The 14,912-nt window shown below is 59.1% G+C and carries 12 protein-coding genes and 2 tRNA genes; 4 read left to right on the forward strand and 10 right to left on the reverse strand.

All coding sequences use genetic code 11. The annotated features are described in order from the left end of the window. Nucleotides 1-5: 5 nt before the first annotated feature. Nucleotides 6-566 (reverse strand): BON domain-containing protein, encoded by a 561-nt coding sequence (locus tag J0909_RS08180; protein ID WP_207261980.1) that lies wholly within the window; start codon nucleotides 564-566, stop codon nucleotides 6-8. A 132-nt stretch (nucleotides 567-698) separates the two neighbouring features. On the opposite strand from J0909_RS08180, the gene J0909_RS08185 reads away from it, so the two are divergent. Further along, nucleotides 699-1,241, forward strand: a complete 543-nt coding sequence (locus tag J0909_RS08185) for a hypothetical protein (RefSeq protein WP_207261982.1) — start codon at nucleotides 699-701, stop codon at nucleotides 1,239-1,241. A gap of 5 nt (nucleotides 1,242-1,246) precedes the next feature. Here the strand turns inward: J0909_RS08185 and J0909_RS08190 are convergent, their stop codons facing one another. From J0909_RS08190 to J0909_RS08225, 8 genes are all read right to left on the reverse strand, one after another. Continuing rightward, on the reverse strand, nucleotides 1,247-2,146 hold the full coding sequence (locus J0909_RS08190; protein ID WP_207261983.1) for a pseudouridine synthase: 900 nt from the start codon (nucleotides 2,144-2,146) through the stop codon (nucleotides 1,247-1,249). A 157-nt stretch (nucleotides 2,147-2,303) separates the two neighbouring features. Then, complete coding sequence (locus J0909_RS08195; RefSeq protein ID WP_207261984.1) at nucleotides 2,304-2,669, reverse strand: YdbL family probable chaperone protein; 366 nt, start codon at nucleotides 2,667-2,669, stop codon at nucleotides 2,304-2,306. Next, complete coding sequence (locus tag J0909_RS08200) at nucleotides 2,659-2,868, reverse strand: hypothetical protein (protein ID WP_207261985.1); 210 nt, start codon at nucleotides 2,866-2,868, stop codon at nucleotides 2,659-2,661. The genes J0909_RS08195 and J0909_RS08200 overlap by 11 nt, the downstream gene beginning before the upstream one ends. Nucleotides 2,869-2,877: 9 nt before the next feature. Further along, complete coding sequence (locus J0909_RS08205; RefSeq protein WP_207261986.1) at nucleotides 2,878-5,268, reverse strand: intermembrane phospholipid transport protein YdbH family protein; 2,391 nt, start codon at nucleotides 5,266-5,268, stop codon at nucleotides 2,878-2,880. Nucleotides 5,269-5,660: 392 nt separating this feature from the next. Next, a complete protein-coding gene (locus tag J0909_RS08210) occupies nucleotides 5,661-6,962 on the reverse strand; it encodes a TRAP transporter large permease (protein WP_207261987.1) in 1,302 nt (433 codons plus the stop codon). After that, nucleotides 6,962-7,453, reverse strand: a complete 492-nt coding sequence (locus J0909_RS08215; RefSeq protein WP_207261988.1) for a TRAP transporter small permease — start codon at nucleotides 7,451-7,453, stop codon at nucleotides 6,962-6,964. The genes J0909_RS08210 and J0909_RS08215 overlap by 1 nt, the downstream gene beginning before the upstream one ends. A 49-nt stretch (nucleotides 7,454-7,502) precedes the next feature. Continuing rightward, nucleotides 7,503-8,510 (reverse strand): TRAP transporter substrate-binding protein, encoded by a 1,008-nt coding sequence (locus J0909_RS08220; RefSeq protein ID WP_207261989.1) that lies wholly within the window; start codon nucleotides 8,508-8,510, stop codon nucleotides 7,503-7,505. A 48-nt stretch (nucleotides 8,511-8,558) separates the two neighbouring features. Next, nucleotides 8,559-10,214, reverse strand: a complete 1,656-nt coding sequence (locus tag J0909_RS08225) for an FG-GAP repeat domain-containing protein (protein ID WP_207261990.1) — start codon at nucleotides 10,212-10,214, stop codon at nucleotides 8,559-8,561. Nucleotides 10,215-10,423: 209 nt separating this feature from the next. Between J0909_RS08225 and J0909_RS08230 the strand changes: the two genes are divergently transcribed. The 3 genes from J0909_RS08230 to J0909_RS08240 all read left to right on the forward strand — a co-directional run bounded on the left by J0909_RS08230 (nucleotide 10,424) and on the right by J0909_RS08240 (nucleotide 12,083). Then, nucleotides 10,424-11,707: an NOL1/NOP2/SUN domain family protein gene (locus J0909_RS08230; RefSeq protein ID WP_207261991.1), complete on the forward strand. Its 1,284-nt coding sequence runs from the start codon at nucleotides 10,424-10,426 to the stop codon at nucleotides 11,705-11,707. A gap of 179 nt (nucleotides 11,708-11,886) precedes the next feature. After that, nucleotides 11,887-11,962, forward strand: a tRNA-Val gene (locus J0909_RS08235). Nucleotides 11,963-12,006: 44 nt separating this feature from the next. Further along, nucleotides 12,007-12,083, forward strand: a tRNA-Asp gene (locus J0909_RS08240). 111 nt (nucleotides 12,084-12,194) lie between these two features. On the opposite strand, the gene J0909_RS08245 is transcribed toward J0909_RS08240, so the two are convergent. Further along, nucleotides 12,195-14,798, reverse strand: coding sequence for an NACHT domain-containing protein (locus J0909_RS08245; RefSeq protein ID WP_207261992.1), 2,604 nt, complete (start codon nucleotides 14,796-14,798; stop codon nucleotides 12,195-12,197). Nucleotides 14,799-14,912: the final 114 nt, after the last annotated feature.

Below are 14,912 nucleotides of genomic sequence, written 5' to 3' on the forward strand. Positions count from 1 at the left end.
GCCGCTTATCCGCGCTTGATCCGCAGGAAGGATTTGACCGAGCGTACGCCAGCCACGGACTTGGCGTGGGCGATGATCTGGTCGCGCTCGGCGGCGGAACCGACGATGCCGAGCAGGACCACGTTGCATTGCACGGTCTTGATCTCCACGTTGGTGGACCAGACGTTCTTGTCCTGCACGAGCAGGTTCTTGATCTTGGCGTAAAGTTCCAGGTTGTCGGTGGTGCCGCAGGAGTCGTCGGCCTTCTTGGGCAGCAGGTAGGTGGTCACCGAGCGCACGCCGTCCACGGACTTGGCGATTTTGACGGCCCGATCGACCTGGGCGCGGGATTCGTACTCGCCCACGATGTAGACCAGCCCCTCGTAGCTCGATGCGTCGAAATCCAGGTATTTGACCAGGTCGTCCGCCAGGAAGTCCTTCTTGATGAGGAAGGCTATCTTTTCGTCGTTGGCGTAATCGCCCACATTTCGCTCCTCCACGGCCACGTCGTAAACCGTGCAGCCATTGGCGAACAGGCCGAGGGCCAGGAGCATCAGGAGCGAAAGAACAAGGTTGTTGCGGTGCATGGGACTCCCCCTGAGGTTTTCTAGATTTATTCTACATACCGATTTTGCAACCGGGAGGCAACAACGGACCGGCGCATTGACCCGGCGGGCGGATTTCCGCATAGTTTCCGCATAGCCTCTGGAGGTGGCCCTATGCGACGAATCCGATATGTGCTCCCGGCCGTGCTGGCCGTTTTGATCCTGGCGGGGTGTGCCGCCAGAGGACCGTTTGTCGAGGACCGCGACGGCAATGTGGTCATTTTCACCCGGGCCGACACCGGCCATGCCGTGACCGTGACCCTCGGGCCCGGCCTCGATTACGAAAAACGCGTCAGCCGCGACTTCATGGGCGCGGACATCGAGGGGTGGCTCTACAGCGCCGACGACGGCACCTCGGTGCTCGTCTCCAGCATGGCGCGCAAGGAATTTGAAGATCTCGTGGGCCGGTCCATCGACGCCCCGGCCACCGGGGCCAAGGCATATCCGCCGCAGACCTCCTGGCTGCCGCGTCTGTGTCAACTGGTTCGGGCCTATGTGGTTTCCCTGGACGGCGATGTGATTTCGGTGGTCAAGTTCGGCCCGCGTCCCGAGATGTGCGACGGCCTGGTCGAGAACGACGCGTACATGGCCGCCCACGCGGACGAGGTGGCCGCGTTCGACCGCAAGGCCGAAGAGGAAGTTTTTCTGGCCTGGTAGCCGCCTCAGTCGAAGAGCAGGCCGAGGGCCTTTTGCAGGGCCTCGCGGTCCACGGTCCAGCCGCCGGACCAGACCGGGGCCAGGCGGATGGTCCGATCCCCGGTGCGCAGCGCGTAGCAGTGCAGACGCATGGGGCCGCGCGACGATCCCTTGCCGTATTTCCCGTCACCGATGACCGCGTGTCCGCGCGAGGCGAGCTGTACCCGGATTTGGTGCGTGCGCCCGGTGAGCAGACGCACGGCCACCAGGGACCGGTCCTTGCTTGAAATCAGCCCGGCCACCCGCGCCAGCGCCGTTTTGCCCGACCCGGTGCGCACCCGCTCCCTGCCCGGCGCGCCGCACTTTTCCAGGACGTCTTCGAGCAGGGTCCCGTCCGGCTCGTTCCACCGCCCGTCTACCCAAGCCAGGTAGACCTTGGCCACACCGTTTCCGGCGAAGAGGTCGTTGAGTTCCCGCAGGGACTCGTAGCTTTTGGCCGCCAGAAGCAGGCCCGAGGTGTCGCGGTCCAGCCGGTGGGCCAGGGTGGGCATGAAGTCCGCGTCCCGGTACATGGCCCGCAGCCGGGCTGTGACCGAGTCATCCACCCCGTCGCCGCCGTGGGCCGCCAGCCCGGCGGGCTTGGCGACGGCCAGGATCGTGTCGTCCTCATAGGCGATAGCCAGTTCGCCGGCCTCGGATACGGTCTTTCCCTGCCCCGGTGAGTATGGCGGGATGCGCACGGTCTGTCCGGATTCGATGCGGTCAAAGGGCTTTTTGCGGCCCTTGTCCACGCGCACCTGTCCGGTCCTGATCCACTTCTGGATGGCCGAACGCGGCACGTCGCCGGTCAGCCGCCGCTCCAAAAATTGCAACAGCTTCTGGCCCGACTCGGCCCGCGTGACGACGACGAATTGTGTTTCCGGCATGATGTTGTGGGGGGCTCCGGCGGCCGGGGACGGGGAAGGAAAACCCTTTGGAAAAGGCTTTCCTTCCCCATCCTCCATCCTCATCCTTTCCCCAATTTCTTGTTGCCGTCTTTGGCGAGGAGGGGATGCGGGGGAGGGACGGAGCGTGGTTGGGAGTTTATTTTCGGTACCAGGTCCCTTCGGGCTTCTGGAGCCAGGTGCCGGGCTTGGCCTGCTGGGCGATCTTGCCCGCGCGCCGCTGGCCCACCAGTGCGGAGGTGGTCCCGGCTTTCTTGGCGATGGCCGCGTAGACCGTGGCTCGGTCCTTGTTTTCGGCGGCTACCACGTCGGCCTGTTTTTTGGCTCCCCGGAATTCGAGGTAGCCCTGGTTGTTCTCGCCCACGGTGCCATCGGCGAGCAGCGCGGCCACGGCGGGTTTGCGGGCGATGATCCGGTCTTTGAGCGCCCCGGCCAAGGCCGAGGTCGCGGCCAGGCATAGGGCCAGGGCCAGAACGAGGGTCAGTATCAATGTTTTATTGCGCATTGGTCGCCTCCGGTGCGGCTGGAGCTTCATCGATGTCGGAGAAGAAATCGTCCAGGGCCCGGTCCACCCGGACGTTCACGTCGATGGTGATGTGGATGGGCTTGACCTCCACCGGGGCCACTTCGACCTTGTGGCTGGTGGAACAGCCGAAGGCGAGGAGCGGCAGGAGGCAGGCGGTCGCGGCTACGAATCGTTTCATGGCATTCTCCTATTCGATCATGCGTGTGATGTCTTTATACAGCAAAATCCGGTCCAACGGTACGCTGAAGTTCACGTCCAGCCGGAGGCCCTGGAAATTGGATCCTTTGACGTCGCCCGTCACGCGCACGAACCCGCCGAATTCCCGCTTGTAGAGGAAGGGCAGGGTGGAGGCGGGCTTGCCGTCCACGGACAGGCGCACCAGCAGGTCTTCGCCCACGGTATCCGCCTTGATGCGCACCCACTTGTAATCGAAGTCCCTGACCGCTTCGCGCGCCAGTTCCAACTGGCCGCGCTCGGGCGTGCCTTCGGGGATGGCGTCCACCAGGCCCTGCATGGCCTCCACCCGGATGGTTCCGCCTTCGCCCGGCGTGGAGTGCAAAAATCCGCCGTTGAACGAAATTTTTCCATCTTTCCAGGTTACGGGCAACTCGCCCGACAGGGCCGCCTCGCCCTTGGCCGTGGCCAACCCGAGCTGGCCCAGGATTTCCGAGAGCTTCAGCTCCGAGCAGAACAGGGTGACCGCGTATTCCCTGGACTCGGGCTCGATGCGGAAGGCCCGGCTGGAGATGTGGCCGCCGCACCAGCGGAACCCGGCCTGCTCCACCAGAACGGAGCCCATGGATTCCAACTGGTAAACGATCTTGCCTTTGGTCAGGACGATGTCGCCCGCCTTGAGGGAGTCGAAGGTCAGGGTTTGGGCCGGGGCGCTGCGCAGGGTGAACAGGTCTGGAGTATAGTAGGTGAGGTCGATGTTGTCCACGACCGTGCCGCCTTCGTTCAGGGCCAGCCTGCCGTGGGTCAGGAAGAGCCCGGCCCGGCTGTCCACGCCGCGCTCGTTCACGGTGATGCCGCCTTCGGCCCGGATGGTTCCGGTCAAGCCGATGCCCTTGAGCCCCGGCGCAAGCGTACCCGGATCGAAGGTCTCGGGCAGGTCATAGCCCGCGACCTTGAAGGTCACATCCGATTCGTTGCGGATCATGGAGGACGTGCCGGAAAAGGGTATCCGCAGGCCGGGTAAAAGCTCGGTGTACAGGGTCCCGCCGTAGGCCAGGTCCGTACCCTGTTGGCGGATCCGCGCCTTGACGTTGCCGAGCCTGCGTTTGCCCAGCGCAAGCCCCGACAGGCTGACGGTCCCGGGGGTATTGGACTTGGGCGCGGGCCATTGCAGCGGCAGGGTCAGCCGCATGGGACCCGAGGTGAAGCCTGTGTTGTCCAGCCCGGTGCCGCGCGTGCCGCAATTGAGGACCACATCCGCCGATTTCTGGCTCGCCGCGCCATGCAGGGAAAAGATGAAGCCGTTGAGCCTGATGGTTCGGCCCGTGGTGTGGACGACCAGTCTGTCCGGATTGGCCGCCGTGAGCGACACGTCCCACAGCCCGCTGCCGTCGGTTCTGCGCATGGCATCGAATCGGCCGCCCATCTCCACGCCCGCCCCGGCCACGGAGAATTGCACGGTCATATCGTCCGTGCCCATCCGGCCCGCCGGAACGCTCACGGACGCGGGATAGGGCGAGAGCATGGCCACGCGGCTGACCGAGAAGCGGACCTCGCCTTCTTCCAGGCGCCCGGTCACTGTGACGGGCGTCTCTCCGGCCAGGGTCACGCCCAGGGCGCGCAAGTCGGCGTCGGCCAGGTTCAGGGAGAAATCGGCCGTGGTCCGGGACGGATCGGCCAGGTTCACCTTCGCCGTGGCCTCGATGCGGGTCGTTCCGTCCAACGGCATGGGCAGGAAGTCGTCAAAGGCCCCCAGGCGCAATGCGTCCGCCGCCACCGAAAGGGACAGGTCGCCCGGAGCGGGGCCGAGGGTTCCCCGCACGCGTATGGACTGGTCGCGTGGCGTCAGATCGGCCGAGAAGGCCAGGCTTTGGCCTGGCGTGATCTCGGCGTTGCAGGGCACGGCCATCTTCCGGCCCAGGAATTCGCCGTCCAGGACCGCGTCGCGCAGGATCAGCGTGTCCAGGGGCAGGGCCGGGACCGAGGCCTCGCCCGCCGCGCTCGCGCCGTCGCCGGACTGGGGGAGCATGTCGAGGACCGGCAGGCTGAACCGCTCGCCGTCCCAGGAGCAGGCCAGGCGCAGCCCGTCCAGTCGGACCGCGAGCACCCGTCCGGCCTTAAGCGAGGCCGGGGTGTAGGTCACGTGCACGTTGGCCAGCGTCAGTCCTTTCGCTCCGGTCCCCAATCGCACCGGCCCGATGTCCGCTGAAAACAGCCCGGCGTCGCGGATGTGGAATTCCGTGAGTTCCAGCCCCATTCCCCCGGCCAGCCTGGGCACCAGGCGTTCCAGGTAGCCCGGCGTCCAGACCGTCAGCCACCACCCGGCTGCCAGCGCCGCCGCCAGCAGCCAGGGCAGGACCAGCAGGGTCCGTTTCAGGATCGTTTTGCCAAGGGATTTCGCCATGCGCTATTCATACAGGCCCCGGTCGCTTATTGGCAAGGGATTGCCCTCGCCCCTTCCTTGTCCTCGACTTTTTATCGCCGCTTCGCGGGGTGCGGGCGCATAAAAAAGCCGCCGCCGCAACAGTACGTCGAAGGCCTGAGTTTTTTTGGGGGATTCGGGTGCGCAGTACTCGGCAGGGGCGTTTCGCGCGGGCGCAAGGAGGTCGAGAGCGGGCCGTCCGCCCGCGGCGACTCATTTGGGGGGAACGTATAGAGTTAACCCCCTTGCCGTAGGCGAAAAGCCGCGTGGTGGAAAAAAGATCGCGCCGGAGGCGAAATCAGTTTGATTTTTGCCGCGAAGCGGCTTTCAACGCCTGGTTTTTCCAGGGAGTTAAGGGGATAATTCCCCTTTTTTTACATCAGGCTCGGCAGGAACGTCACCAGTTCCGGCACCATCAACATGAGCGCCACGCAGATGGCGTAGGCGGCCACGAAATAGGCCACTCCCTTGAAGGCGTCGGTCATGGAGACGTCGGGTGCCATGGACGCGACGATGAACAGGTTGACGCCCACGGGCGGGGTGATGGCGCCCAGCGTGGTGACCACGGTGATGAGCACACCGAACCAGACCGGGTCGTAGCCCATGGCCGTGACCACGGGGAAGAAGATGGGGATGGTCACCAACAGCAGGGCGAGTGCGTCCATGACCATGCCGCCGATGACGTAGATCAGGCAGATGACCATGATAATGACCACAGGCGGGATGGGCAGTCCGGCCACCCAGGTGGCGGTCTCGAAGGGCAGCCGGGAGATGGCCAGGAAGCGGCCGAAAATGACCGCGCCGAGCATGATGACCATGATCATGGAGGAGATTTTCAGGGTGTCGCTGACGGCCAGCCGGAATTTCTCCACGTTCATCTGTCCGGACAGGACCGCGATGAGCAGGGCCAGGGCCGCGCCTGCGGCGCCCGCTTCGGTGGGGGTGAAGAAACCCATGAACAGGCCGCCCATGACCAGGATGAACAGGGTGATCATCTCGATGGAGCCGGGCAGGGAGCGAAGCTTCTCGGCAAAGGTGGTCTTCGGTCCGGCCGGGCCCCAGTCCGGGTGGCGTTTGCACAGATACCAGATGGTCCCCAGGAACAGTCCGGTCAGCAGGACGCCGGGGACCATCCCGCCCACGAACAGTCCGGCGATGGACTGGCTGGTCTGCAGGCCGATGATGATCAGGACCACCGAGGGGGGAATGACCACGCCGAGCGTCGCGCCCGCGGCCACCGAGCCGGTGGACAGGATCGGGTTGTACTTGAATTTCTTCATCTCGGGCAGGGCCACGGTGGACATGGTCGCGGCCGTGGCCGAGTTGGACCCGCAGATGGCCGCGAACCCGGCGCAGGCCAGGACCGTGGTCATGGCGATGCCGCCTTTGATCTGGCCCATCCAGGCGTAGGCGGACTTGTACAACCGCTCGTTGACGCCGGAGTAGAAGCAGATCTGGCCCATGAGGATGAACAGGGGAATGACGGTCAGCCCGTAGTTGGAAAAGACGTTCCACATCTCGGTGCCGAGCATGCCCGTGGCCGCGTTCCAATTGAGGATGTAGGCGAAGCCGGAAAAGCCGATGAGGCCCATGGCGAAGGCCACGGGGATGCGGAACAGGAAGATGGACGCCAGGAGCAGAAGGGTGCCGAGAATGCCGGTGGTGATCGGGTCCATTACGCCGCCTTTTCCCGGGTCAGGACCTTGAGCGTGTCCACGGCCAGGACGAAGGCCAGGGCGAGGCACCCGGCGGCCGAAGCGAACACGAAGGGATGGAAGACGATCTGGAGGGTCTCGGAAACCTCGCCGGTTTGAACCAGGAACAGGGCCCATTTCCAGGTCTCGATGCCCGCCAGGAGGAAAAAGCCGCAGGACAGCCCGTTGGTGGCCGCATCGGCCAGCCGCCGGAACCAGGCCGGAAAGCGGGAAAGCAGGATGCCCACGGCGATGTGCGCCTTGCGCCGTTGGGCGAAGGCCAGGGAAAAGGAGGCTACCACCGCGCCGAGAAAGCCCATCAGTTCGAAGGTGCCCTGGACCGGCGTACCGAAGACGGACCGCAGGACCATGTTGGCGCAGGCCAGCAGCATCATGGAAACGAGAAATACGCCAGCGAGCACGGCCAAAGCCTTGGCCGTCAGTTCGCTGGCGCGGTCGAGAAATCGCATCATGGGAGCCCCGAAAAAAACCGCCCCCGCGCGGACGCGGGGGCGGATCGTGTTACAGGGATTCGTATTTGGCCTGAAGATTGAGCAGGTCTTCGAGCACCGCGTCGGCATCGATGCCCGCCTTGGCGCATTCGGCCTTCCAGGCCTCCACCAGGGGCTGGCCCAGTTTCCTGATCTCGGCGTGTTCGGCCGGGGTCAGCGCGTGGACCTCCACCTGGTACTTTTCCCGGGACCAGTCCAGGGAGTCGTTGATGTGGGCGTCCAGGTACCGGCCGGTCCACTGGGCCTGATCGCGGGCCAGGTCGTCGAGGACCTCCTTCACGTCGCCGGGCAGGGATTCCCATTTGGCCTTGTTCATGATCACGGCAAAGGGATAGACCGGCAGGTTGGTGATGGTCTCGTGGCGGCAGCTCTCGGCGAAGTTGAAGTCCTTGAGCACGTCGAAGGAGGATACCAACCCTTTGACCACGCCCTTTTGCAGGGCTTCGGGGGTCTCGGACATGGGCATTCCCACGCCCTGGGCGCCCAGGCCGCTCAGCACGCGCAGGATGGAGCCCGAGGCGCGCAGGGGCATGCCCTTGAGATCGGCCAGGGTCTTGACCGGCTCCTTGCTCATGATCTGGGACGGGGCCGAGGTGAACAGGGTCAGGACCTTGACGTCCTTAAACTCCTCGGGCTGGTATTTTTGGAAGAGGTCCCACATGGTCAGGCTGGCCGCCTCGGTGGAGGTGAAGGCCACGGGCAGGTTGACCGCGGACATGAGCGGGAATACGCCGGGATAATAGGCAATGGAGATGCAACCGATGTCGGCCTGACCGGTCTGCACGCCGCGCAGCATGTTCTTGGCCCCGAGCAGGGTGGAGCCGGGAAAGGTCTGGACGGTCAATGCGCCGCCGGTGCGCTTCTCCACCTCGGCCTTCCAACGCTCCATCTGGACGCAGGGGAAGGTCTTGGAGGGCGGGAAGTTGGCATAGGTCACCATGGTTCCGGCCAGGGCCGTGGCCGCCATGAGGCAGAGCCAGGCCAGACAGGCGGCCAGCACGGTCATCGGTTTTCGCATCACTCTCTCCTTAATAATGCGTGTTGGAGGCGATCGGCCGACCGCTCCCTATTTGGCGTTCAGATCGTAGGCCAGGACCAGGGTCTTGCGGTTGCCGTAGCCGTAGCCCGTGAAGGTGTTGACCAGCACGCACAACTGCTTGTTGCCGTCATTGTTCAGATCGGCCAGGGCCAAGTCCGCGACTTGGCCCTTGATGCGCCGGGTCTTCCAGGCCAGGTTCATGCCCACTTGGTCGTAGACCAGCGAGTGGATCTCTCCCTGAGTGAAGTATTTGTAGTTCTTGAAAATCTGTGCCGTGGCGGACAGATCCTTGTTGACCAGCAGTTCGTAGTGCTTGTCGGAGGTCAGCGGTGCGGCCAGGCCCCGGATGGGAATGTTGTAGACGATGCCGTGCTCTTCGGTCGGGCCGCCGCCCATGCCGACCATTTTGTCGGCGGTCTCGATGACCACGCCGGAGCTGCTGTAGGTTTCGTCACTTTCGTAGAGGCGTTCGAAGCTCTGGCTGTAGACCAGCATCTTGTGGCTGTTGCTGATGACGATGCATTTGTAGCCCAGTCCGTCGGGCAGGTAGGTCAGGTTGTAGACGTTGGCGAAGGGCGGAACCGGGATGGATTGGCCGATTTCGATGCTGTCGCCCTTGATGAATGCCTCGGTGATGTGCTTGTCGAAGAGGTCGCGCTGGCCTTTTTTCTGGGCCACCAGGATGGGCATGTAGGTCGGCGGGAGGCGGAGCACGCCGAGGAAGCGGTCCACCTTCTTGACCAGGTATTTGAACTTGCCCCCCTCGAAGGTCAGGATGCTGGAGCGGGGGGTGCCGCGCGGGGCGCGGATGCCGCCCTGGTTCTCGAACTGATAGGCGCCGATGATGAATTCGGGCAGGCCGTCGCGGTTGAGGTCCGCCACTTCGAGGCGCACGCTCATGACGTTGGCGGGCAGCTCGAAGGTGTTCAGGTGCTGGAGCTTGCCTTCTTTGAAACGGTAGGCCGAGATGGCCGATTCCTGGAGGACGAACAGTTCGTTGCGGCCGTCGGCATCGCCGTCGGCGACGTACATGCCGAAGGAGTAGAAGGGCAGGGTCTGGCTTCTCCACCGGCCGGTGGTCTCGGTGCCGCCTTCATAGCGGAACTGCGGGTTGAGGGCGGCCGCCTGGAACGGCTTGCCGTCTCCGGTCAGGAACGGGCTGTCGGAGGGCGCCGCGGCCTGCATCGTGTTCTTTTCCACCTGCGCCTTTTCCACCGTGCCATAGCCCGGGCGGTTGAAGACGTCGCCCTGAATGACTCTGGCCTGGGAGTCCAGCCATCCCGTCATCTGGTCGATGTCCACCTCGCCCTTCTTTTGCCAGGACTTGCCGTCGGCGGAAACCGCGTCGATGCGCAAATGCGCCTTGGTGTCGAGAATGGCGATCTCGCCGTACATGAGATAGTCGACGCCCATGCCGCGCAGGGCATTCAGCGCCGCGCCCTTGTCCTTGGGCACGGTCACGGATTTCAGGCTCTTGGTGGACGGCTCGGCGTGTCCGAGCCATTCCAGATCGTTTTCCAGGCTGGCCTGGACCGCTCTGGAAAAGTATTCGTATTTCTGGGGACCATTGTAGACGAACGGGAGGACCGCATAGGTCTTGGCTCCCTGGGCCATGGCCGGAAGGGCCAGGAGCAGAGTCGCCGCGAGGGCGGTCAAGACGGTGATGACGGGTTTTCTTGCCATGTATTCCTCCGGAAGGTAGGTGATAGCCTACGTTAATGACTTGTGTGGACGTGCGGTTTCGCACGGGAGGCCCTTGTACCAGTTTCCTGGCTGGATGCAAAGGGCCAAGAAGGTTGATCTGGCGGGCCGTAGCCGCTATTGCTGCCGCCGGCGGACGGGCCGGCCGGCATGGTGGCGGTCCGGTGTCCGGGCCGCCGCAGGGAGAGTTCATGACCCAATTTGGACGCACCTTCCGGCTGGTTTGCGACGAGCCGGCCATCCCGGTGGTGGAGGGATTGCTTCGCGAGCAGGGCTTCGATTTCGAGCCCGAGCCGTTTTTCGCCTATGCCCGCAGGCTGGTTCGTGAGCCGTTTCCCCTTGGGGAGAGCCTGGCCGCCCGGTTCGGGCTGATCTACATTCAGGATCGCTCCTCCATGTTGCCGCCGTTGACCCTGGCCCCGCCGACCGGAGCGAGCGTCCTGGACATGTGCTCCGCCCCGGGCAGCAAGACCAGCCTGCTTTCCCGCCTGGTGGGCCCGCGGGGATTCGTCTTCGCCTCCGAGCCGTCGGCTGACCGGCTGGCTACCCTGCGCGCCAACCTGCGCCGTACCGGTTCGGTGAACACGGCCACGGCCAAGGCCATGGCCCAGGACCTGCCCTTTGCGGACGGCGTCTGGAGCCACATCCAACTGGACCCGCCGTGTAGCGGCTGGGGGACCGTGGACAAAAATCCCAAGGTCATGGAGGTCTGGTCCGGGTCCAAGACGGCCCCGCTGGTCTCCTTGCAAAAGACGCTCCTGCAAAAGGCGGCGGACCTGCTTGAACCCGGCGGAACGGTTCTGTACTCCACCTGCACCACCAATATCGAGGAGAACGAGGATCAGGTCGCCTGGGCGCTTGGGGCCCTCGATTTCGATCTGGAGCCCCTTGCCAAGCCCGCCGGGTTTGTTTTTGAGCCGCCGCACCGGCCCGGCCTGGACGGCGTCCTGCGCGTTGCCGAGGGCTCGGACGGCCAGGGGTTCTTTCTGGCCCGATTCGTGAAACGGGGCGAGGCGAGCGCAAGTCCCGTCGCCCCCGCGCAAAAAAGAGACCTGCCGGGTACCCGCCTGAATCTGGCCCGGATGCTCGGCGGCGACGGGCTGGACCTGACCCGGCTGCCCCGGGGCGAGGTCTTCGACTTCGGCGGCAAGGCGTTCTTCCTGCACGAGCGGGCGTTGGATCTGATGCCCGGCTCCCTGCGCTGGCAGGGATTTCCCCTGGGCAAGGTGGCGGGCAAGGGCGACCGGATCAAGTTCACCCCGGGCCCGCTGGCCCGCATGCTGCTCACCGAAGACCCGGCCCAGGCGTCTTGCGACGTGTTCGAAGCGGAAGATATCGAGGTTTTGGAACGGCTTTTCACGGGCCAGAGCGTACAGTTCAAGGCGGGCCGGGGGAGCGTGGGATTGTATTATCGCGGCCTGCCCGTGGGATGGCTCGCCCGGAAGGGTGGCCGCGTTCTTTGGGCCGCGAAATAGGCAAGCTATTTCAGACGGTTGAAGATTGTAAAATTTTTGTCAAAAAGCGTTGACAAAAGGCGGCCGTGTGGGCAGTATGCCCTTCGCTGAACGCGGTTGGGAGCTTGGCCAACAGCGCGCCGCCACTGCCGAAAGTGGTTGACAAGCGTCACGGGCCAAGCTAAAGACTCTCTTCCTGCGGGCGCGTAGCTCAGCTGGGAGAGCATCGGCCTTACAAGCCGAGGGTCACAGGTTCGAGCCCTGTCGCGCCCACCATCTTTGACATAAGGGGTAGCTTAACACCCTTTATATAATAGAGCGGAGCCGTAGTTAAGCTGGTTATAACGCCGGCCTGTCACGCCGGAGGCCGCGAGTTCGAGTCTCGTCGGCTCCGCCACTAAAGATCAAGGACTTCAAGCAATTAGCTTGAGGTCCTTTTTCTTTTTTTGATAATTGGTCGAAACTCAGGAAGTCCATCAATATAGTCCAAAAGGTTTTTTATTGTGTTTTAGCTGTTTTGGCTTCTGTAGTAGTCGATATCCTTCAGCCTTTTGCTAAAGGCATTTTGTGATGCATGGGGGAGATTGGTCATGGCGTAGATGCATAATTCTTCACCCTTGTCAAAGTCTTGCACACGAATAGCGACTTCAACCAGCTGACGCAAAGCAGATATTACATTCATACGTACTTCAGCTTCTATGCGATTGACGTCGACATCTTGAATGAATTGATAATATGCGTCGCCTTCGTAAAGGATATCAAAGAATCTCGTTTTTTGGACAGCACAAGCAGATTTAAATTGATCGTGAGTAATTTCATCTAAGCGTTTCTTAGTTTTCAATTGCTTCCTTTCATCTATCCAAAAAATTGCCTTGTAGAGTATTAGCAAGGAAAATATATCAACACAAATTAAGTCATCTGTTTTGAGTTGAGCTGATGATTCTGAGAAGTGATCTTCGATTAACCGTATCGCTTTTGACTTATGTTCTTTCCCTCCAGCAGACCAGCAAAGACTTGCGAAAAGTTTAATAAACCTGTTGTCGAGCCTAAAAGTGTTGTAGTAGGTGTTGCATAACTCAATCGCTTCGAGTCTTTTACCTCTGTCATTCGCGTAGTAATTAACTGCATTGAGAATCGCTTTAAAACGTATACTGGATGGTGCCGATGATCGATCTAAAACAAAGCGGTACTGCTCTATCACGTTTTCTTCAGTTTCTGTGTATCTAGAAGAGTCAGCGCTTCTTAAAAGAGCTTCGTCGATTTCAAAAGAATTGTCCGATCCTACTCTCCCAATGTTTCGTATGACTTTCTTTTTGAAACTTGCCGCAAGGTCTTCAAAAGACGATTTCATTATCTGGAAAATTTCTTTTGAATACACCTTGAAGAATTTGCCATCTAATTCGATTATTCTTAATTTTTGCAAATCTATTAGTGATGAAGTGAACCGATCTCCATCTTTGTCCATTTCAACAACATAAGCGAGCTTTGCTACCAAGTTTGAAAGTTCGTCTTCGTCGACCAACTGACTGATTGTCCCAAATAATTTTTTTGAGTTAAGTGTGAGATAGTCGAAGATTCTTCCGTATAGGAAGTCGATCGCTGCTTCAGAATTCTTGAGATCTTTGTCTATGATCTTGTCAATGTTACCATTTTGCATCCACAGGTATGCAAACTGGTATATAAAAATTGGCCTTCCGCTTGTTATATCATGAATTGTCTTGCCAAGGTTTTTGTCAGTGATGTTTTCTTGGTATGGTTTTATTTGTTCTATTTTGAACTCATTAATTAATACTTCGTAAAGGAACTCTAGGGTCCTCTTCGTGTCGAGTTCATTGGTTCGAATCTCTTCACCAATGACTGAGTTTGATCTAGTTGTAATTAGGACTTTATGGCGATCAATATCAAGTTTTCTGGTGAACGCTTCGATTAAAGCTCTTTCGTCAGGGGGGAAAGTCTCAAAGTCGTCAATAATAATGAGGACTTTCCCCTCGTAGTTTAGAATCTTATTCTTATCGGCTGAGAGCTCACCATGAATTACAGAATTTGTTTCTTCGATGATGTCGTTAAAGCTTCTTGCAGAAGGCTCGTTATCTACTACTTCTCCGCTAAAGTAATTGTAGTATCTATCTTTAGCACTATAAAAGACAATGTAGTCGAAATATTTTTTGTTGACAGATAGGTCTTCGCATATACTTTGAACTGATGCGGTTTTACCTACTCCTCCGTGCCCCCATACTGTGGCGCTTGCTGAAGCTCTATTTTTCGTCAAAAAATCTTTGATCTGTCTTTTTACGCCAACATCTATATACTTTTTGTAGTTGTTTCTGAATTCGTTTATGATTGTTGAGTTTTCTGTTCTTTTTCTTTTTCCGTCATGTTCTATTGTGATATTTATCAATTCTGGCCATACCACATAGAGCTCACCAGTTTTTCCAAGCTGATTGTATTGAACTTTTCCAATCAGTTTTTCCTTGATACTGCGATACATGTAGACACTGTCTTCATCTCTGATGTGTATGAATGGAGATACCCTTTTAAATTTTCCACTATTAATTCTTATGTATAAGTTGTTTTTCTGTGCTGTCGTTGCATGTGATGGACAACTGTAGTAATCATATTCATTTCCATCTGCATTATAAACTGTACCATGTAGGATTTTATCCTCTTCTTTGTCGATGAAGATCATGTCGTATTTGTTTTCAAATAATGCGCTGCTGTTTTCTATATCGTTTATAATGTTGTTGTATCTATCTATTACAGTTTCAGTTGCGTCCTCGTAAGCGAAACCATGGCCTATTATATTGTTTCGGAAGCTAGGATACTCATTTATTCTTTTCGATATTTTCTTATTTGAAAAGAAGGCCTTGTCCAAGTCGAGCATCCTAGAAATTTCTACTATTACCCCTATTGATGGCGCCGGTAACTCTCTCAGGACGAATTCCTTGTCATCTGCCTCTAGTTGTTCGAAGTTATCATCCCAAAGGTAAGCAAGAATTAGAATAAGCATATACTCGATTTTTGAGCGCAAATATGTGCAAAGGATATCTTGCTTCGCAGGTTGCTTCCTGAAATAGTTTATTTTTTTATTTAGTTTTGATAATATAAAATCCATGATACTTCCTTGCACTGAATGTTTTCTGCAAATATTAATCGCGATCATTCTCCCTATACACAACTCGATTTATTTGCCAATAAAAAGGCCGGAGCTTTCGCCCCGGCCTTGTTT

It is taken from the genome of Desulfovibrio sp. Huiquan2017, assembly GCF_017351175.1.
Classification (GTDB): domain Bacteria; phylum Desulfobacterota; class Desulfovibrionia; order Desulfovibrionales; family Desulfovibrionaceae; genus Pseudodesulfovibrio.

Excerpts from the sequence above, each read along its gene's own strand:
- J0909_RS08205 (WP_207261986.1), bottom strand. The coding sequence starts at position 5,268 with ATGGCGAAATCCCTTGGCAAAACGATCCTGAAACGGACCCTGCTGGTC.
- J0909_RS08210 (WP_207261987.1), bottom strand. The coding sequence starts at position 6,962 with ATGGACCCGATCACCACCGGCATTCTCGGCACCCTTCTGCTCCTGGCG.
- J0909_RS08180 (WP_207261980.1), bottom strand. The coding sequence starts at position 566 with ATGCACCGCAACAACCTTGTTCTTTCGCTCCTGATGCTCCTGGCCCTC.
- J0909_RS08195 (WP_207261984.1), bottom strand. The coding sequence starts at position 2,669 with ATGCGCAATAAAACATTGATACTGACCCTCGTTCTGGCCCTGGCCCTA.
- J0909_RS08245 (WP_207261992.1), bottom strand. The coding sequence starts at position 14,798 with ATGGATTTTATATTATCAAAACTAAATAAAAAAATAAACTATTTCAGG.
- J0909_RS08215 (WP_207261988.1), bottom strand. The coding sequence starts at position 7,453 with ATGATGCGATTTCTCGACCGCGCCAGCGAACTGACGGCCAAGGCTTTG.
- J0909_RS08200 (WP_207261985.1), bottom strand. The coding sequence starts at position 2,868 with ATGAAACGATTCGTAGCCGCGACCGCCTGCCTCCTGCCGCTCCTCGCC.
- J0909_RS08220 (WP_207261989.1), bottom strand. The coding sequence starts at position 8,510 with ATGCGAAAACCGATGACCGTGCTGGCCGCCTGTCTGGCCTGGCTCTGC.
- J0909_RS08190 (WP_207261983.1), bottom strand. The coding sequence starts at position 2,146 with ATGCCGGAAACACAATTCGTCGTCGTCACGCGGGCCGAGTCGGGCCAG.
- J0909_RS08185 (WP_207261982.1), top strand. The coding sequence starts at position 699 with ATGCGACGAATCCGATATGTGCTCCCGGCCGTGCTGGCCGTTTTGATC.
- J0909_RS08230 (WP_207261991.1), top strand. The coding sequence starts at position 10,424 with ATGACCCAATTTGGACGCACCTTCCGGCTGGTTTGCGACGAGCCGGCC.
- J0909_RS08225 (WP_207261990.1), bottom strand. The coding sequence starts at position 10,214 with ATGGCAAGAAAACCCGTCATCACCGTCTTGACCGCCCTCGCGGCGACT.